The 18,137-nt window shown below is 71.9% G+C and carries 17 protein-coding genes; 4 read left to right on the top strand and 13 right to left on the bottom strand.

Annotation, left to right across the window (positions count from 1 at the left end; all coding sequences use genetic code 11):
• Positions 1-4: 4 nt before the first annotated feature.
• The gene (locus AW273_RS22200; protein WP_062351150.1) at positions 5-1,243 is read left to right on the top strand and encodes a DUF58 domain-containing protein; all 1,239 of its coding nucleotides are present in this window, start codon (positions 5-7) and stop codon (positions 1,241-1,243) included.
• A complete protein-coding gene (locus AW273_RS22205) occupies positions 1,243-3,804 on the top strand; it encodes a transglutaminase TgpA family protein (protein ID WP_062351152.1) in 2,562 nt (853 codons plus the stop codon). Before AW273_RS22200 ends, AW273_RS22205 begins: the two co-directional genes overlap by 1 nt.
• An 87-nt stretch (positions 3,805-3,891) precedes the next feature.
• On the opposite strand, the gene AW273_RS22210 is transcribed toward AW273_RS22205, so the two are convergent.
• The 8 genes from AW273_RS22210 to AW273_RS22245 form a co-directional block, all read right to left on the bottom strand.
• Positions 3,892-4,290: an SCO2097 family morphological protein gene (locus AW273_RS22210; RefSeq protein WP_030450334.1), complete on the bottom strand. Its 399-nt coding sequence runs from the start codon at positions 4,288-4,290 to the stop codon at positions 3,892-3,894.
• Positions 4,291-4,446: 156 nt separating this feature from the next.
• Complete coding sequence (locus AW273_RS22215) at positions 4,447-5,685, bottom strand: DNA polymerase IV (RefSeq protein ID WP_062351155.1); 1,239 nt, start codon at positions 5,683-5,685, stop codon at positions 4,447-4,449.
• Positions 5,686-5,920: 235 nt separating this feature from the next.
• The gene (locus AW273_RS22220) at positions 5,921-6,616 is read right to left on the bottom strand and encodes a methyltransferase domain-containing protein (RefSeq protein WP_062351158.1); all 696 of its coding nucleotides are present in this window, start codon (positions 6,614-6,616) and stop codon (positions 5,921-5,923) included.
• 60 nt (positions 6,617-6,676) lie between these two features.
• On the bottom strand, positions 6,677-7,087 hold the full coding sequence (nusB, locus tag AW273_RS22225; protein WP_062351161.1) for a transcription antitermination factor NusB: 411 nt from the start codon (positions 7,085-7,087) through the stop codon (positions 6,677-6,679).
• A complete protein-coding gene (gene efp / locus AW273_RS22230; protein WP_062351164.1) occupies positions 7,087-7,647 on the bottom strand; it encodes an elongation factor P in 561 nt (186 codons plus the stop codon). The genes nusB and efp overlap by 1 nt, the downstream gene beginning before the upstream one ends.
• Before the next feature lie 30 nt (positions 7,648-7,677).
• A complete protein-coding gene (locus AW273_RS22235) occupies positions 7,678-8,715 on the bottom strand; it encodes a M24 family metallopeptidase (protein ID WP_232327540.1) in 1,038 nt (345 codons plus the stop codon).
• A gap of 19 nt (positions 8,716-8,734) precedes the next feature.
• Complete coding sequence (locus AW273_RS22240) at positions 8,735-10,162, bottom strand: AAA family ATPase (RefSeq protein WP_062351170.1); 1,428 nt, start codon at positions 10,160-10,162, stop codon at positions 8,735-8,737.
• A gap of 25 nt (positions 10,163-10,187) precedes the next feature.
• On the bottom strand, positions 10,188-11,759 hold the full coding sequence (locus AW273_RS22245; RefSeq protein ID WP_063910067.1) for an MDR family MFS transporter: 1,572 nt from the start codon (positions 11,757-11,759) through the stop codon (positions 10,188-10,190).
• A gap of 95 nt (positions 11,760-11,854) precedes the next feature.
• On the opposite strand from AW273_RS22245, the gene AW273_RS22250 reads away from it, so the two are divergent.
• Entirely contained in the window at positions 11,855-12,403 is a 549-nt protein-coding gene (locus AW273_RS22250; RefSeq protein WP_232327541.1) for a TetR/AcrR family transcriptional regulator, read from the top strand.
• 82 nt (positions 12,404-12,485) lie between these two features.
• Here the strand turns inward: AW273_RS22250 and AW273_RS22255 are convergent, their stop codons facing one another.
• Positions 12,486-13,520 (bottom strand): LLM class F420-dependent oxidoreductase, encoded by a 1,035-nt coding sequence (locus AW273_RS22255; RefSeq protein WP_062351176.1) that lies wholly within the window; start codon positions 13,518-13,520, stop codon positions 12,486-12,488.
• 112 nt (positions 13,521-13,632) lie between these two features.
• Between AW273_RS22255 and AW273_RS22260 the strand changes: the two genes are divergently transcribed.
• Entirely contained in the window at positions 13,633-14,520 is an 888-nt protein-coding gene (locus AW273_RS22260; protein ID WP_062351178.1) for an endonuclease/exonuclease/phosphatase family protein, read from the top strand.
• Here the strand turns inward: AW273_RS22260 and AW273_RS22265 are convergent.
• The 4 genes from AW273_RS22265 to AW273_RS22280 are packed head-to-tail and all read right to left on the bottom strand — an operon-like array spanning position 14,517 to position 18,108.
• On the bottom strand, positions 14,517-15,068 hold the full coding sequence (locus AW273_RS22265) for a nucleotidyltransferase family protein (protein ID WP_062351576.1): 552 nt from the start codon (positions 15,066-15,068) through the stop codon (positions 14,517-14,519). The two genes, AW273_RS22260 and AW273_RS22265, sit on opposite strands and share 4 nt — an antisense overlap.
• Positions 15,068-16,171 (bottom strand): XdhC family protein, encoded by a 1,104-nt coding sequence (locus AW273_RS22270; RefSeq protein ID WP_062351181.1) that lies wholly within the window; start codon positions 16,169-16,171, stop codon positions 15,068-15,070. Before AW273_RS22270 ends, AW273_RS22265 begins: the two co-directional genes overlap by 1 nt.
• Positions 16,164-17,252, bottom strand: coding sequence for a vWA domain-containing protein (locus AW273_RS22275; protein ID WP_062351184.1), 1,089 nt, complete (start codon positions 17,250-17,252; stop codon positions 16,164-16,166). Before AW273_RS22275 ends, AW273_RS22270 begins: the two co-directional genes overlap by 8 nt.
• Positions 17,245-18,108, bottom strand: a complete 864-nt coding sequence (locus AW273_RS22280) for an AAA family ATPase (RefSeq protein WP_062351187.1) — start codon at positions 18,106-18,108, stop codon at positions 17,245-17,247. Before AW273_RS22280 ends, AW273_RS22275 begins: the two co-directional genes overlap by 8 nt.
• Positions 18,109-18,137 lie beyond the last annotated feature (29 nt).

The raw sequence follows: 18,137 nt of genomic DNA on the forward strand, positions 1-18,137 counted from the left end.
CTCTATGACCGGACTCAGGGCGCTCACCGCCCGGGGCAGGTCGTTCCTCGCTTCCGGGATCGCCGCCCTGGTGTGCGCGTTCCTGCTCGGGGAGCACGACCTCATCCGGGTGGCGATCCTGATCGTCGCGCTTCCGCTGCTGGCCGTCATGGTGGTGGCGCGGACCCGTTACCGGCTGAGCTGCGCGCGCCGCCTCGACCCCTCCCGGGTCGAGGCCGGCAACGACAGCACGGTCACGCTGCGGCTGGAGAACGTGACCCGGCTGCCCACCGGCCTGCTCCTCATCGAGGACACGCTCCAGTACGCCCTCGGCACCCGCCCCCGCTTCGTGCTCGACCGGGTGGAGGCCAAGGGCATCCGCGAGATCGACTACAAGGTGCGGTCGGACCTGCGCGGGCGCTACTCCATCGGGCCGCTGTCGGTGCGCATCACCGACCCGTTCGGGCTGGTCGAGCTGGCCCGCACGTTCACCGCGACCGACACCCTCGTGGTGACCCCGCAGGTCATCCCGCTGCCCTACGTCCGCCTGTCGGGCGAGTGGGCGGGCGGGGGCGACAGCCGGACGAGGTCGGTGGCGGCGGCCGGCGACGACGACGTCGCGCCGCGCGACTACCGGCAGGGCGACGACCTGCGCCGGGTGCACTGGCGCTCGACCGCCCGCTACGGCGAGCTGATGGTGCGGCGCGAGGAGCAGCAGTGGCAGAGCCGCGGCGCGCTCCTGCTCGACACGCGGCGGCCCGCCCACCGGGGCGAGGGGCCGCGTTCGTCGTTCGAGGTCGCGGTCTCGGCGGCGGCCTCCATCGGCGTGCATCTCGCGCACGAGGGGCTCGGGCTGCGGCTGGTCACCGACCAGGGGCCGCAGCAGCTCCTGGAGGGCGGTGTGCAGGCCTCGCTGCTCGACACGCTCGCGGTGGTGCGCAACAGCCAGGCCCGCTCCCTGTCCAACGGCATCGCCGGGCTGCGGCAGGGCGGCGGCGAAGGACTGATCGTGGCGGTGCTCGGGGCGCTCGACCTCGACGACGCCCAGTCGCTGGCGCGGCTGCGGCACGGCCACATGACCGGCGTCGCGGTGCTGCTCGACGTCGCGACCTGGGAGGGCGGCGCGGAAGGCGAGGTCTCCCCCGAACACGAGCAGGCGCAGGCGGTGCTGGCCGCGAGCGGCTGGCGGGTGCTGCGGCTGCCCGCCGGGGTGTCGCTGGCCTCGGTCTGGCCCGACGCCGCGTACAAGAGGAGTGCCGCGTGATGCGACTGCCGATCGCTTCGGGGGCGGCCACCGGGGCCGTCGCGCTCACCCTTTATCCGTTGTTCTCCGAGGGCTCGTGGTTCTGGGCGACGCTCGGGATCCTGCTGTGCACGACGCTGGCGGCGGCGCTGGTGTCGCGGTACGCCCAGCCGGCGTTCGCGGCGCCGATCGCGATGGCGCTGGCGGCGATCGTGTTCATGACGGTCACCTTCGCCCGCGACGAGGCGTGGTGGGGGTTCATCCCCAACTTCGACTCCACCGCCCGGATCGCGCAGACGATGGCCGAGGGCTGGGACGAGATCCAGAAGTTCGCCGCGCCGGTCCCCTCGACCGGGGGCATCAGCCTGCTGACGGCGGGCGGCGTCGCGTTCATCGCGATCCTGGTCGACGCGTTCGCGGTGCGGGTGCGCCGGGCGGCCCTGGCGGGCCTGCCGCTGCTCGGGCTGTTCACTGTCCCGGCCGCGGTGCTGAACGAGCCGATCGCCTGGCCCGCGTTCCTCATCGGCGCGCTCGGGTTCGTCGGCCTGCTGGTCTCCGACGGGCGCGAACGGGTGTCCCACTGGGGCCGGGCCGTGCTGGTACGGCGTTCGCGGACGACCACCACCACCCCCGACGCGGGCAAGCTGGTCCTGTCGGGCAAGCGCATCGGGGTCACCGCCGTGGCGCTGGCCATCGGCATCCCGGCGCTGATCCCCACGCTGACGCCCAACCCGCCCTTCGGGTTCGGGGTCGGCAACGGCCTGGGGCCGGGCGGCCGCAACGTCGGCATCCCCGACGCCATCGCCAAGCTCAGCGGGCAGCTCTCCCATCCGGTGAACGCGCCGGTGCTGACCTACACGTCCAAGGACGACGTGCCGCGCTACCTGCGCATCTACTCGCTCGACGAGTTCGACGGGCAGCAGTTCAAGTCGAGTTCGCTGCGCGGGCGTCCCGAAGACCGGGTGAGCGAGAGCGTCATGCCGCCCGCGCCGGGCCTGTCGGCCATGACGCCGGGGGGCCCCATCGACCAGACCATCACCATCAGCGAGGACATCGAGGAGCTGCGCTTCCTGCCGCTCCCCTACCCGGCCACCCAGGTCATCGCCGACGGCGACTGGCGGGCCGACCGCAACACCCTCATGGTCTTCTCCACCGAGGACGACGCGGCCGGGCTCGAATACCAGGTCATCGGCAAGGACGTGCGGCCCACGCCCGAGATGCTGGACAACGCGCCGCAGGCGCCGATCGAGGTCCAGGGCCGTTTCCTGACGCTGCCCGCCGACATCGACCCCGCGGTGGTGGCGCTGGCCGACGACGTCACCCGCGACGCGGCCACGCCCTACCAGCGCGCGGTGAAGCTGCAGGAGTGGTTCACCCGCACCGGCGGGTTCACCTACGACCTGCAGACCAAGGGGTCGGGGCTCGACGCGCTGACCGACTTCCTGCTCGTCGGCAAGTCGGGCTACTGCGAGCAGTTCGCCAGCGCCTTCGCGGTGATGGCGCGCGTGCTGGGCATCCCGTCGCGGGTGTCGATCGGCTACACCGGCGGCACCAAGTCGGAGGGCCGGTGGATCGTCCGGACCCACGACGCCCACGCCTGGCCGGAGCTCTACTTCGAGGGCGCCGGATGGCTGACCTTCGAGCCGACCCCGTCGGGCGGGTTCGGGCAGGCGACGGCGCGGGTGCCGTCGTACACGCTGCCGCAGTCCGACTCGGCCGAGCCCTCGCCCGGGGCGTCGGCCCGGCCCTCGGACGACCCCGCGGCCTCGCCCGGGGCGAGCAACCCGGCGCGCGGCATCGACAATGCCGAGCGGGAACTCGGGCCGACCGGTCTGCCGGCGGTCGAGGAGAGGTCGATCTGGGGGAACGTCGGCATCGGCGTCGCCGTCGCGCTGCTGCTGTCGCTGATCCCCGCGTTCATGCGGGCGGTGCTCTGGTTGTGGCGGCGGCGGGTGCTCAACCGGGCCGCGGCGGTGCCCGACGACGAGGTGCCCGTGGTGAAGCCGGAGAAGGACGACGACGACGGCTGGAGCGGCGGCGAGGTGATCGGCGGGGAACCCGCCGGGAGGCCCCTGTCGGTCTGGGCCGACGCCGGGGAGCCCCCGGCCCCCGCGAGGCGGGAGAACACCTTCGCGGCCCCGGCCGTGGAGGCCGCCTGGGCCGAACTCTGCGACACCCTGGTCGACCTGGGCATGCCCAAGGCCGGCAGCGAGACCCCCCGGGCGCTCGGCCGGCGGCTGGCGGCGGCCTACCCCCTCGACACCGAGGCGGCCAAGGCGCTGACCAAGATCGCCACCAGCGAGGAGAAGCTGCGGTACGCCCGCACGCCCGGCGAGGTCACGCCTCTGGTCGACGACCTCAAGGCGGTCAGGCGGGGCCTGGCGGCGTCGGTGTCGCGGGGGCGGCGGATCGCGGCCGTGCTGGCGCCCATGTCGTCGCTGCTGCGGGTGCGCGGCCTCGGGGAGCGGGTGCTGGACGGGTTCGACCGCCTGGAGAACATCCGGTTGCGGCCGGCCCGGAAGGACGACGAGACCGCGGCCCCCGACGACGTGCTGGAGTCACAGGTCGGGTCGCGGCGGTAACGCCGGAACAAACGAGCGGGCTCGGGGCGTGTCTGCCCCGGGCCCGTCGTGTTCGCGTGGTTACTGTGACAAGTGAAACCGCGGCGGCTAACGCTCGTCGTTACGACGGCGCCAGCGCTCCTCCATGCGCTCCATGAAGCCGGGACGGCGCCCACGGCGGGCGGCCGGCCCCTGCTGCTGCGTGGACGTGGCGGAGCGGCTGTCGCCGTGGAAACCGTTCATGCGTTTCCAGCTGGACAGACCCCACAGACACGTCGCGAGCATGACCACAAAGCCGGCGACCCCGAGCCAGATGACGGTGGACACGACGCCGACCATCAGCAGGACGACGCCGAGTGCGAAGCCGATGGAGGCCTTCACCAGGCGGCGCTTGTAATGGCTGCGTGGGTCACTGATCCGGACGGTATTGGCCCACTTCGGGTCCTCGGCATAGAGGGCCTGCTCGATCTGGTCGAGCAAGCGCTGCTCGTGCTCAGACAGCGGCACGGCGCCTCCCAAGGACGGCCCCAAGACGGGGAAGACGGCAACGAACGAAGGATGTCCGAACCCTGCGGTCGGTTATCCCCAGAATACGAGTCTGTAGACGTGGGCGAAAGAAAACGGTCAGAACGTCCACAAGCGCGGTCCAATGCGGAGGTGACGTCATAGATCCATTGGACCAAACCGTTTTCGGACGAGCGAGGCGGGGCGGACCGCATCGGGCCCGAACCTCCGGATCGCCTTGTCCATGGCCTGTTCCGCCTCCCGCCAGCCGATCTCGCGGTCTCCCAGGCCGATTTGCCTGGTCGCCGTGTCTGCCGGGCGGAGGTTCTCCATCCGGACGCCTACGAGTCGCAGCCGCACTCTATCGAGACCCGCGGCCCTGTAGAGGTCGCAAGCGGTGGTATGTATCTCTTTCGCCACATCTGTGGCCTCTCGGAGGGTACGCGACCGGGTGATGGTCGTGAAATCGGACCGGCGCAGCTTCACGCTGACGGTCCGGCCGACGTAGCCGGCGGCGCGCAGCCGGGCGGCGACCCGCTCAGAGAGCCGGAGCAGCTCCCGCATGATCGTCTCAGGGTCGTCGACGTCGTGGGCGAAGGTCTCCTCGTTGCCGATGCTCTTGTCGGGGACGTGGGCGGTCACCCGGCGCTCGTCGCGGCCCCACGCCAGCGCCGCCAGATGGCTCCCCGCGGCCCCGAACTCGCGCTGGAGCGTGGCAACGGGCACCCGGGCAAGGTCGCCCACCGTTTTGATGCCCAGCCGCGTCAGCGCCTGCTCAGTGCGTTCGCCCACGCCCCACAGGGCGGCGACGGGCAGCGGGTGGAGGAACTCGACGACACCCTCGGCCGGGACGACCAGGAGGCCGTCGGGCTTGCACTGGCGGGAGGCGAGCTTGGCGACGAACTTGGTGGAGGCGACCCCGACCGAGCAGGTCACCCCGAAGCGCTCGGCCACCTGGGCCCGGATCGCCGCCGCCACCTGAACCGGGGACCCCAGCCTGCGGCGGGCCCCGGCGACGTCGAGGAAGGCCTCGTCGACCGAGAGCGGCTCCACGAGCGGGGTGACCGCGTGGAAGATCTCGAAGACGCCCTTGGAGATAGCGCCGTATTTGCCGTGGGAGGGCGGGATGACCGTCGCCTGCGGGCACAGGCGCATCGCCCGGGTCATCGGCATCGCCGAGTGGACCCCGAACCCGCGGGCCTCGTAGGTGGCGCTCAGCACCACGCCCCGCGCCCCGGCGGCGCCGACGATCACGGGGGTGCCCCGGAGCTCCGGGCGCTCGATCAGCTCGACCGCCGCGAAGAACGCGTCCATGTCGACGTGGAGGATGGGGCAGCCGGTGTCGTCGGCGACTTGGGCCGGGCCGGTGACCTGCGGCAACACCTGTTTCCTCGACATGGCGCGAGTCTAACCGAACAGGGGTTCGACCGGAACGGCGCCCCTGAGAGGTCGGCCGAACATGCCCGCCTGGGCCGGACGCCGGGCGGGCTCGCTCTTTTCGCCCGACCCGCTCGTTGGGCACGACGAGGGAGCGGGTGGCCGGCGCCGGATACGGCGGGATCCGGGGGCGGCGGGCGGTGTCGGGGTGGGCGGAGCCGTGACGGAAGAAAGGGCTTGTGAGCCTTTAAGGCCGTTACCGGTGGGCCAGGAGGTGGATCCTGGTCGCGATGTCCCTCAGGACGGGGTGGGCGGTGGCGGCCCTTTCAAGCTCGATCAAGCCATCTGGGTCGTCTTCGGCGAAGCGGCTGGGGACCAGGTCGGTGAAGATGCGGGCGCCCTGCACCTCGCCGACGGTGAAGCCCGCCTTGCTCAGGAGGGCCGCGAGGGCCTCGCCGGTGAAGCGGCGGGGGGTCGGGTCCTTCTCGCCCCAGGTGCCCGTCTCCAGGACGTCGCGGGCCTCGGCGAAGTTGCCCGCCAGGGCGCGGTGGATGGCGGTGGCGACGGGGTTGGCGGCCAGGACGCTGACCACTCCCCCGGGCCGGACGACCGTGTGGACCGACGCGAGGGCGGCCGACGGGTCGTCGACGTATTCCAGGACGCTGTGGCAGAGCACCAGGTCGGCGCTGGCGGGCGGGAGGAGGTCGGCCAGGTCGCCGGCGTCGCCCTGGAGGCCGGTGACGGTCACGCCCGCCTCGGCGGCGCGGCGCTCCAGCGCGGCCAGCGAGTCGGGCGTGGGGTCGACCACGGTCACCGAGTGGCCCAGGCGGGCCAGCGGCACCGCGAAGCCGCCGGTGCCGCCGCCGGCGTCGAGGATGTCGAGCGCGGATCTGCCGGCGATGACCGCTTGGAGCGACTCCCAGACGACGGCCTGCCGCGTGGCGTCACGCACGGTGATCCTCCGAAAAGTCGACGACGACGTAGGCACGCCAGCCTACGCCGCCGCCGGAGCTCAGAGCGTCAGGGACGGCTTGAGCTGCTTGAAACGGGCCAGCAGGCCGTTGACGAACTGGGGCGACTCGTCGGTCGACAACTCACCGGCGAGGGCCACCCACTCGCTGATCACGACGCCCTCGGGCACGTCCTCGACCCAGAGCATCTCGTAGGTGCCGACCCGGAGGATGTTGCGGTCGACGGCGGGCATGCGCTCCATCGTCCACCCCTCCGAATAGGTCGAGATGAGCTCGTCGATGCGGCCCAGCCGCCCGGCCACGCCCTCGACCAGGCTGATCGTGTATTCGTTGACCGGAGGCTCGGCCCGCTCGACCCGCTCGGCGAGGATGTCGAGCGGGTTGGTGTCGCGTGCCTCGGCCTCGAAGAGGATGTCGAGCGCGCGGCGGCGCGCCTTCCCCCGGGCAGACATCAAGCGCGACCGAGGTAGTCGCCGGTGCGGGTGTCGACCTTGACCTTCTCGCCGGTCGTGATGAACAGCGGCACCTTGATCTCGGCGCCGGTCTCGAGCGTGGCGGGCTTGGTGCCGCCGGTCGAGCGGTCGCCCTGGAGGCCCGGCTCGGTCTCGGAGATCGTCAGCTCGACGGCGGCCGGGAGCTCGACGTAGAGGACGTTGCCCTCGTTGATCGCGACCGTGGCGGTCATGTTCTCGAGCAGGTAGTTGGCGGCGTCGCCGACGGCCACGCGGGAGACGTTGAGCATGTCGTAGGTCTCGGTGTCCATGAAGACGAACTCGTCGCCGTCCATGTAGGAGAACTGCATCTCACGGCGGTCGACGGTCGCCACCTCGACCTTGACGCCGGCGTTGAAGGTCTTGTCGACGACCTTGCCCGACATGATGTTCTTCAGCTTCGTGCGGACGAACGCACCGCCCTTACCGGGCTTGACGTGCTGGAACTCCACGACCGACCAGAGGTCGCCGCCGTCGAGTTTGAGCACGAGTCCGTTCTTGAGGTCGTTCGTGGTCGCCACGTGAAGTCTCTTCTCCTGCGTGCGGGCCGCTCACAGGACGAGCAGCTCCCTGGTGGTGAGTGTGAGCAGTTCCGGCAATGGGTCACGCGTCACGAGCGTGTCCTCGATGCGCACACCGCCCAACCCCGGCAGGTAGACCCCGGGTTCGACGGTGATCGGAACTCGATCCTCTAGTCTACCGGTCCTGCCGGGGCCCAGAAACGGCTCCTCGTGGATCTCCAGGCCGACGCCGTGGCCCAGGCCGTGGCCGAAGCGGTCGCCGTACCCGGCGGCGGCGATCAGGTCGCGCGCGGCGGAGTCGATCTCGCCGGCCGTCGCCCCCGGGCGCACGGCGGCGCGTCCCGCCGCCTGGGCGTCGTGGACGACGGTGTAGATCTCGTGCTGCCAGGCCGACGGCTCGCCCAGGGCGACGGTCCTGGTCATGTCGGCGTGGTAGCCGGCGTACAGGGCGCCGAAGTCCATGGTGACGAGGTCGCCGCGCCGGACCGGGCGGTCGCCGGGCGAGTGGTGCGGGACGGCGCCGTTGGGGCCGCTCGCGACGATCGTCTCGAAGGCGGGCCGGTCGGCGCCGAGCTCCGTCATCCGCAGTTCGAGCATCCGGGCGATCTCGCGTTCGGTCATTCCGGCCGCGATCTGTCCGATGACCAGGGAGAACGCCTCGTCGGTGAGAGCGCAGGCGCGGGCCAGGGCGGCGATCTCGGCGTCGTCCTTGACCCTTCTGAGGTCTTCGACGAGACCCTCCGTGAGGGGCGCCCTCCCGCCCAGGCGGTGGTATTCGGCGACCGTCAGGTGGTGGGCCTCGACGGCGGCGCCGGGTTCCAGGAGGTCGCCGGCGACGTCGCGGGTCTCCTTGATCCGCACGTCGTCACCGAGCCCCCGGGCCGTCTCGATGTAACGGGAGTCGGTCGCGAGGACCGCGGTCGCGTCGGCCCGCACCAGCACGGCGGCGTTGGAGCTGGCCAGGCCGGTCAGGTAGCGCACGTTGACGGGCCGGGTGACCAGCAGGCCGGCGTGGCCGCCCTCGGTGAGGAGGGCGGCCAGGCGGGCGCGGCGTTCCGCGAAACTCATGGTCAGAATGTAGGACATATCAGCATTTAGGAGGTTCCAGGCGGGCTTTGGGACGGACGTCCTTCCGTTCCGCCGCGCCGCCGAGGAGGGCCCGGGTCAGCGACTCGCCGTCTCCGGCCATCCGGGTGAGGACCGCGGTGAAGTGGTCGTCGGTGAGGGCGTGCTCGTCTCGTCGCAGGGCCGTGAGGACGACCCTTCTGAGCAGTTCCTTGATGAAGGAGGCGGTGACCCCCTCGGTGGCCTTCACGACGGCGGCCACGTCGGCCTCGATGGGACGGTTGCGGGCGTAGAGGCGGATCAGGCGGTCGCGGGCGGTCGCGTCCGGGGGCGGGACCTCGACGGCCAGGTCGATGCGGCCGGGCCGCTGGACCAGCGCCGCCTCCAGGGTCTCCACGCGGTTGGTGGTGAGGAGGAAGGTCACGTCGGCGTCTCCGGTGACGCCGTCCATGGCGTCGAGGAGGGCGAAGAGCAGAGGGCTGGTCTCGAACTGGGAGCGGTCTTCGGCGATGAGGTCGACGTCCTCGATGACCACGATCGACGGCTGGAGCCGCCGGGCCAGCGCCACCGCGAAGTCGATCTTCGACATGCCCTCGGCGGTCATCAGGATCGCGGTGCTCTCGGGCCGCCGGCCGATCAGGTAACGGACGGTGTGGGTCTTGCCGGTGCCGGGCGGGCCGTAGAGCAGCAGGCCCCGGCGCAGGTGCTGACCGGCCTCGCGTAACCGGTCGGCCTCCCGGCCGATGCCGACGACGTGGTCTTCGAGCGCCTCCAGGCGGCCGTCGGGCAGCACCACCTCCTCGGGGGTGAGCGCGGCCCGGGGGATGAAGGTGAGCAGTTCGTTCTCGCGGTGCTCGGAGAAGCCGAAGCTCACGACCTGGCCGCGCAGCGGGTCGAGGGTGTCCTTCAGGCGGTCGACCTCCTCGCGCACGGCGGTCGCCGCCGCCCTGTCGGTGGCGAGCACGGTGAGGAGGGCGTACTTGTTGTAGTCCTCGCGGTTGCTGACCGCCAGGATCACCGGCGTGCCGTCGGGGGCGTGGGTGCACACCATGCCGAGCAGGATCACGTCCATGGTGTCGTCGGGCCCGATGGAGGCGACCGCGTAGTCGGGGCGGCCGAGGAGCACGCCGCCCGACTTCATGGCGCTGGTGATCATGTTGATGAGGCTCTCCCAGCGCCGGTCGGAGCCGACGATGCCGAACCACTCGGCTCCGGGGCTGTGCTCGCTGAGGTAGCGGTCGGCGGCGAGTTGGAGGGCGGCGTGCTCGAAGAGGCGGTACCTCTCCTCGACCACGACCACCTCCCCGATGGGGCGGCCCAGGTGGCCGGTGACCCTGGCGGCGAGGGGCGAGGCGGCGTTCTCCTCGGTCACCCGTTGCGCGACCGCGTCATAGACCCGGCGGAGGCCTTCGGCCAGGGCGCGGGCGTCGTGCGAGTCGATTGACGTCACCCGGCCATGTTGCCAAACGGAGGCCTCAGGCGGGCTGCCCACTGCGGGAGCGCTCGTGCCTGCCGTGCCGGCCGTGCCTGCCGGGCTCGCCCGGTGAGGGGGCGCCGCCGCCGCGCAGCGGCACCTCCTTGAGGAACAGGACCGCGATCACGCCGAGCACGGCGGCGGGCACGCCGACCAGGAACACCGTCTGCATGGCTTCGGTGTACGACTCCAGCACCGCCCTCACCACCTGCGGCGGCAGGCCGTGGATGGCCTCGGGGGTACCGAGCTGGGGCGCGGCGGCGACGCCGCCGAGACGGGCGGCCAGTTCGTCCTTGACCCGGTTGGTGAGGATCGCCCCGAACGCGGCGACGCCGACCGCGCCGCCCAGGCTGCGGAAGAACGTGACGCCGGACGTGCTGACCGCCATGTCCTCGCGGGAGGCGGCGTTCTGCGCGGCCAGCACGAGCATCTGCATCGTCATGCCGAGCCCCGCGCCCATGATCGTGATGTACGCCCCGATCTCCACCGGCGTGGAGTCGACGTGCAGGCGCGACAGCAGGAACAGGCCGATCGCGACCAGCACCAGCCCGACGGCCGGGAACGCCTTCCACCGCCCGGTCGACGAGGCGACCTTGCCGGAGACGATCGAGCTGAGGAACAGCCCGATCACCATCGGGAGGGTCATCAGGCCCGACTCGGTCGGCGACATGCCCTTGACGATCTGGAGGTACTGCGGCAGGTAGATCATCGCGCCGAACAGGGCGACGCCGACCAGAAGCGAGGCGATGCTCGCCAGCACGAACGTGCGGTCGCGGAACAGCCGGGGCGGCAGGATCGGCGAGGCCGCCGCCCGCTCGGCCACGACGGCCGCCGCGACCAGCACCACGGTGATCGCGCCCAGGGCGTAGGTCCACGCCGAGTTCCACTCGAACTCGTGGCCGCCGAACGACAACAGCAGCATGAGGGCGGTCGCGCCGCCGGTCAGCGTGGTGGCGCCCCACCAGTCGATGCGGGCGTCGCGGCTCTCGTGATCGAACCGGAGCACCCGCTGGACCACCGCGAAGGCCACCACCGCGAGCGGCACGCAGACGTAGAAGCACCAGCGCCAGCCCAGCCAGTCGGTGTCGACGATGAACCCGCCGAGCAGCGGCCCGGCGACGGTCGAGAGGCCGAAGACCGCGCCGACGTACCCGGAGTAACGCCCCCGCTCCCGGGGCGGCACGATGTCGCCCAGGATGACCTGGGTGAGCGCCGACAGGCCGCCCGTGCCGAGACCCTGGACGGCGCGGGCGGCGATGAGCATGCCGATGTTCTGCGACAGCCCCGCCACCACCGAGGCGGCCACGAACAGGCCGAGGGCGATCTGGAAGAGGCGCTTGCGGCCGAAGATGTCGGACAACTTGCCCCAGAGCGGGGTGGACACGGTCATCGTGAGGAGGGTCGCGCTGGCCACCCAGGAGAGCTGCTCCTGGCCGCCCAGGTCGCCGACGATCGTGGGGAGGGCGGTGCCGACGACCGACGTCGAGAGCATCGAGGTCATGAGGGCGAGCAGGAGGCCGGAGAGGATCTCCAGGACCTGGCGATGGCTGTAGGTGCGTTGCGGTGCGTCCAAGAGAGTCAAAGCCGGCGTCCCCCCGTGTAAAGAATGCTCCACAACAGAGTTAGTAGACGCTTGTTTACTTGTCAAACGCAGCTAATATGCGTCAGGTGACGAGAGATCGGGAGGCGACCAGCCGGAGGATCCTGGAAGCGGCCGGCGACCTGTTCGCGGCACACGGCTACGACCAGGTGACGATGCGGATGATCGCCGCCGAGGCCGGGGCCAACGTGGCCCTGGTGAACCGCTACTTCGGCACGAAGGCGGCCCTCTTCGCCGAGGCCCTGGCGACCGGCTCGACGATCGAGTCGGTGATCGCCGGCGACCCCGCCGGACTGGCCGGCAGACTCGCCCACCGCCTGGCGGTCCGCCTGCAGAGCGGCGCGACCGAGCCGGTCACCCGCATGGTCGACCGCGCGGGCACCAGCCCCGAGATCCAGGCCATCCTCCGCGCCCACGTCGAGGCGACCGTGGTCAAGCGCATCGCCGCCCAGCTCGACGGCCCCCACCCGGAACAGCGGGCCCTGCTGGCCGCCACGATGATCCTGGGCACCGGTTCGGTACGCCGCCTCTTCGGGCCGGGCGTGATCGAGGCGGTCGACGCGGAAGAGGTCGAGGCCCGGCTGCGCTCGATGTTCGAGATCTGCCTGCGCCCCTGAGCACCTCGCCCCACCCGCCCGAGTCCCGCCAGGCCGGAGCGCGGGCCGCTTGCCCGCTCGGGCCGCGTCCGTCGCCGGCGTTTCAGCCCGCGAGTTCCTTCACCTTCTCGATCAGTCGCACGCGTTCCTCGTGGGTCGAGGCGATCGGGGTCACGTTGACGGTCGTGACGCCGCTCTCGCGCATCGCGGCCAGCCGGTCTCTGACGAAGCCCTCGCTGCCGATCAGCGACATCTTCTCCAGCAGCTCGTGGGGCACCCGGGCGGCGGCCTCGTCCTTCCTGCCCGCGAGGTAGAGGTCCTGGATCTCGGCGGCCTCCTTCTCGTAGCCGTAGCGGACGGCGAGGTCGTTGTAGAAGTTCTTGCCCTTGGCGCCCATGCCGCCGATGTAGAGCGCGGCCATCGGGCGGCCGAACTCCAGGAAGCCCGCCACGTCGTCGCCGATGGCCAGGTGGGCGGTGGCGATGACGTCCAGGCCGCCGAGTTCGGGAGCACGTCTGGCCGCGCCGGCCGCCAGGGACGGGCCCCACACGTCGGCGGCCTTCTCTGGCATGTAGAAGATGGGCAGCCAGCCCTCGGCCAGTTCGGCGGCCAGTTCGACGTTCTTGGGGCCGATGGCGGCGACCACGATCGGGATGCGCTCGCGGACCGGGGCGTTGATCAGCTTCAGGGGCTTGCCGAGGCCGGTGCCGCCCTGGAGGGGCATCGTGTAGTGCTTGCCCTGGTATTCGAGGCGTTCGCGCTTCCACACCTTGCGGGCGATCTCGATGACCTCGCGGGTGCGGCCCAGCGGGGCCGAGTAGGGCACGCCGTGGAAGCCCTCGATCACCTGGGGGCCGGAGGCGCCGAGGCCCAGGGTGAAGCGGCCGTCGGAGACGTAGTCGAGACCGGCCGCCGTCATGGCCAGCAGGGCGGGGGTGCGGGAGTAGACCGGGAGGATGCCGGAGGCGATCTCCAGGCGCTCGGTCCGGGCGGCGATGTACCCCATCTGGCTGACCGCGTCGAAGCTGTAGGCCTCGGCGACGAACACGATGTCGAGGCCGGCCTTCTCGTAGTCGGCCAGTTCGGCGACGGTCTCCTTGAAACCGCCGGAATAGCTCAGGGCCATCCCGATCCGCATAGATCCTCCTGGACCGAATGTTGTTCCGGTAGTACGGCATTCCGAGGGTACATGTCGGCTCACCTCCTCCGTATACGGGGAGCCGTACACTTTCCCGGCAGGGGGAGGGATCTTGCTGGCTCGTGTGGTGTCGGTGGTCGCGGTGGCGCTCGCCGCGATCCTGGCCGGGCATCGGCTGCTGCCCGAACTGGGCGGGGTGACGCCGGTACTCGAAAGCGTGTTGCCTTGGCTCGGGGTGGCGATCGTCCCGCTGGTCGCGCTGGCGGCGGTGGCCCGCTCGCGGGGGGCGGTCGTGGCGTCGCTGACCCCGGCCGTCGTGTGGGGCGTGATGTTCGGGCCGGGCGTCTTGCGGCAGCCGCCCGGCGGCGACAGCGACTTCACGGTGGCGACGCTCAACGTCGGGGTGGCCAACGACCTGTCCGGCGAGGCGGTGCGGGCCGCGGCCGAGGGCCGTGACGTGGTGGCGGCGCAGGAGCTGACCCCGGGCGGCCCGGCCGCCAAGGAGCTCAGCCGCATCTTCCCCCACCGTTTCCAGGTCGGGACCGTCGGGTTGTGGAGCAAGTACCGGCTCGACGACGCCAAACGCGTCGACGTGGGGCTCGGCTGGGCCAGGGCGCTGCGCGCCGTCGTCAAGGCAGAGAAGGGCGACGTGACCGTGTACGTCATGCACCTGGCCTCCGCCCGCCCCGGCGAGACCTCCTTCCGTGACAAGACCTTGCAGGAGGCCGGCGAGGTCATCGCCAAGGACAAGAGCCGCCGGCTCGTCCTGCTGGGCGACCTGAACACCGCCACGACCGACCGGGCCCGGGGCAACCTGGTGCCGCCGCTGCGCGACGCCCAGGAGGAGGCGGGCCGGGGCTTCGGCTTCACCTGGCCGTCGGGCTTCCCGATCACCCGCCCCGACCACATCCTCTACCGGGGCATGGAGGCCACCCTGGCCGAGGTCCGCCAGGCCGCCGGCAGCGACCACCGCGCGGCCGTCGCCGACCTGAGGTTCTAGCCCGCCGGCAGGTCGCCCGGCTCGTCGATGTCGGCCGGGTCTCCCGCGTCGTCGCAGGGCACCTCGGTGACCAGCTCGGCGTGCCGCTTCAGGTAGGGGCGCGCGCCCACGTCGCCCTCCAGTGAAGCGGCCACCCCGGCGATGTGGTCGCGGCCGATCAGCACGGGGTTGCGCCGCGCTCCCCCGTAGGTGGCGACGGCGAGTCCGGCCCCGGCCTGGAAGGCGGCGACGAGCCGTTCGACCGCCTCGGGACGGATGAGCGGCTGGTCGACCAGCGCGACCACCACGCCCGCCGCCTCGGGCGGGACCGCCGCCAGGCCGACGCGCAGCGAGGAGCCCATCCCGGTCGCCCAGTCGGGGTTGAGGACGGTCACCGCACCCCGTACCGGAGTGCAGGCGGCCCCCAGCACGACGACGACCGGATGGCACCCGCCCTCTTCGAGCAGCCGCACCCCCCGGTCGACCAGGCGTTCGCCCTCGTATTCGACCAGGGCCTTGGGGCGGCCGAACCGGCGGCCCGCGCCGGCGGCCAGCAGGACTCCGGCGATCACGCGAGTTCGCCGTGGATGCGGCCCTCGGTGGTGGTCAGCGGGCGGCCCGAGCCGCCCCAGCGCAGTTGGATGAGCTCGGCCGCGATCGACACGGCCGTCTCCTCGGGGGTGCGGGCGCCCAGGTCGAGGCCGATCGGCGAGCGCAACCGGGACAGTTCCACGTCGGTCAGCCCGATCTCGCGCAGGCGGGCCATGCGGTCGTCGTGGGTCCGGCGCGAGCCCATCGCGCCCACGTAGGCGGCGGGGGTGCGCAGGGCCACCTCCAGCAGCGGGACGTCGAACTTCGGGTCGTGGGTCAGCACGCAGATGACGGTGCGTTCGTCGACCGCCGCGTGGGACAGGTAGTCGTGCGGCCACTTCACCACGACCTCATCGGCGTCGGGGAAGCGCTTGGAGGTCGCGAACACCGGGCGGGCGTCGCAGACGACCACGTGGTAGCCGAGGAACTTGCCGACCCGGGCGACCGCCGCCGCGAAGTCGATCGCGCCGAACACCAGCATCTTCGGCGGCGGCGCGAACGACTGGACGAACACCTGGAGGTCGTCGAGGCGGCGTTCGCCGTCGCGGCCGTAGCGGCGGACGCCGGTCGTGCCCTGGGCCAGCATGCCCCGGGCGTCGTCGTCGACGGCGGCGTCGAGCCGGGGCGAGCCCAGCGTGCCGGAGACGTGGTCGTCCCACACGACGCGGCGGGCGCCCACCCTGCCGGGGCCGGACAGTATGGTCGCCACCGCCACCGGGACCCGCTTCTCGATCGACGCCGCGATCTCCCCCAGCTCGGGGTAGGCGTCCCGGGAGACCGGCTCGACGAAGACATCGATGATCCCCCCGCAGGTCAGGCCCACGGCGAAGGCGTCGTCGTCGCTCACGCCGTAGCGCTGGAGCACGGGTCTCCCGGAGGCGACGACCTCCTGGGCCAGTTCGTAGACGGCGCCCTCGACGCAGCCGCCCGACACGCTGCCGACCGCCTCGCCGCCCAGGACGGCCATGGCCGCGCCGGGCTGGCGTGGCGCGCTGCGGAAGGTGCCGACGACCGTGGCCAGGCCGAACACGCCCTGGCCGGCCGTCCACCAGCGGTTGACCTGAGACAGGATGTCACGCATGACCGGCTCTCCTTCCCGCGAGGAGCCCGGCCAGCTCCTCGTAGGCGGCCAGGCTGTGCCCGGCCACCAAGTCGTCGATATGGGGCAGCGCCGCCCGCATCCCCCCGGTGAGCGGCCGGTACGCCGGGTCGCCCTTATGGGGGTTGACCCAGATGACCCGGTGGGCCATCCGGCCCAGCCGCTCCATCTGGGCGCCGAGCAGGGACGGATCACCACGTTCCCATCCGTCGGAGGCGATCACCACGATCGCGCCCCGCGCGTCGGGCAGCCGCAGGAACGCCCGCAGCTCCTCTCCCAGGCGGGTGCCGCCGCTCCAGTCGGGGATGGCCGCCGAGACCTGGTCCATGGCGCGGGCGGCGTCCCTGACGCGCAGCTCGGCGGTGAGCCGGGTCAGCCGGGTCCCGGCGGAGAAGACCTCGGTGGCGCGGGGCGCCGACCGCACCACGGCGTGGGCGAGCCGCAGCAGGGTGTCGGCGTACGCCCTCATCGAGCCGCTCACGTCGATCAGCAGCACCACCCTGCGGGGTTTGCGCCGCCGGTCGCGGAACCGGAGCCTGGCCGGTTCGCCGCCGCGCCTCATCGCCTCCCTGACGATGCGGCGGGGATCGAGGGAGCCGCGTCTGGACGCGGTCAGGCGGCGGGAGACGCGCGTCTCACGGGCGGTCCGCAGGAGGGCCAGCAGGCGGTGGACCTCGGCGCGCTCCTCGGGGGTGAGGGTCGCGACGTCGCGGGAGCGGAGCACTTCGAGGGTGCTGGCGGTGGCGGCGGTGGTCCGCTCGCCCGGGTCTTCGCACCCGCCGTCGGGTGAGGCGACGTATCGGGTGACCGTGGCGGCGGGCCCCACGGGCCCCGGGAAGGTGCGGCCGTCGAAATAGGCCGCGAAACAGCGGTCGTATCGGGGCAGGTCGTCGGGGCCGGCACACAAAGTCAGCCGGCCGGCCCAATAGACGTCTTTCCGGTCTCCGGCGTCGAGATTCTCCAGTGCGGTCAGAAAACCCCGGGTCCGCTCATGGTCGGCCGCCACTCCGGCGGCCCGGAGTGTGCGGACGAATCCCACCATCGACGAAACGACGTCAGGCATCGAGAAGCCCGTCGCGAAGGGCGGCCTGCTGGTCTTCGCGGTATTTCAGCGCGGCCCCCAGCGTCACGGCCGCGGTGTCGGGGTCGAGCCGGTTGACCCCCAGCGTCAGCAGCGCCTCGGCCCAGTCGAGCGTCTCGGCGATGCCGGGCGGTTTGAGCAGGTCGGCGGCCCTCAGCCGGGCCGCCGCGCGGGCGACCTGTTCCGCGAGAGCGGACGTACAGGACGGCAGGCGGCGCAGCAGGATGGCGACCTCGCGGTCGAATCCCGGATGGTCGAGCCAGTGGTAGAGGCAGCGCCTCTTCAGCGCGTCGTGGACTTCGCGGGTGCGGTTGGAGGTCAACACGACCAGCGGCGGCGCGGCGGCGCGAATGGTGCCGAGTTCCGGAATGGAGATGGTGAAATCCGAGAGCACCTCCAGGAGAAAGGCCTCGAACTCGTCGTCGGCCCGGTCGATCTCGTCGACGAGAAGGACGGCGGGCTGCGATTCGATCGCCTGCAGCAACGGCCGGGCGATCAGGAAACGGCGGTCGTAGATCTCGCCTTCGAGGGCCCCGAGGTCGGTGATCCCGGCCGCTTCGGCGGCCTTCAGGTGCAGCAACTGGCGGGCGAAGTCCCAGTCGTAGAGGGCCTGGGCGGCGTCGAGCCCCTCGTAGCACTGCAGGCGGATCAGCGGGGCGCCGAGGACGGCGGCGAGGGTCTTGGCGAGCTCGGTCTTGCCGACTCCGGCCTCCCCTTCGAGGAACAGCGGCCGGCCCATGCGCAGGGCCAGGTAGGCGGCGGTCGCCAGGCCCGCGTCGGCCAGGTAGTCGCGCTGTTCGAGGAGGTCCCGCAGGGCCTCCGGGGAGTCGATTTCCACCCGTCCAGGCTACTTCGGCGCGTGATCAC

It is taken from the genome of Herbidospora yilanensis, from assembly GCF_001570565.1.
In the GTDB taxonomy this organism is placed as follows: domain Bacteria; phylum Actinomycetota; class Actinomycetes; order Streptosporangiales; family Streptosporangiaceae; genus Herbidospora; species Herbidospora yilanensis.

What these genes read in the sequence shown, in the direction of transcription:
- AW273_RS22235 (WP_232327540.1), bottom strand. Translation starts at nt 8,715, where the DNA reads ATGAGTTTCGCGGAACGCCGCGCCCGCCTGGCCGCCCTCCTCACCGAG.
- nusB (WP_062351161.1), bottom strand. Translation starts at nt 7,087, where the DNA reads ATGTCTGCCCGGGGGAAGGCGCGCCGCCGCGCGCTCGACATCCTCTTC.
- AW273_RS22215 (WP_062351155.1), bottom strand. Translation starts at nt 5,685, where the DNA reads ATGTCGAGGAAACAGGTGTTGCCGCAGGTCACCGGCCCGGCCCAAGTC.
- AW273_RS22205 (WP_062351152.1), top strand. Translation starts at nt 1,243, where the DNA reads ATGCGACTGCCGATCGCTTCGGGGGCGGCCACCGGGGCCGTCGCGCTC.
- AW273_RS22275 (WP_062351184.1), bottom strand. Translation starts at nt 17,252, where the DNA reads ATGCCTGACGTCGTTTCGTCGATGGTGGGATTCGTCCGCACACTCCGG.
- AW273_RS22255 (WP_062351176.1), bottom strand. Translation starts at nt 13,520, where the DNA reads ATGCGGATCGGGATGGCCCTGAGCTATTCCGGCGGTTTCAAGGAGACC.
- AW273_RS22270 (WP_062351181.1), bottom strand. Translation starts at nt 16,171, where the DNA reads ATGCGTGACATCCTGTCTCAGGTCAACCGCTGGTGGACGGCCGGCCAG.
- AW273_RS22200 (WP_062351150.1), top strand. Translation starts at nt 5, where the DNA reads ATGACCGGACTCAGGGCGCTCACCGCCCGGGGCAGGTCGTTCCTCGCT.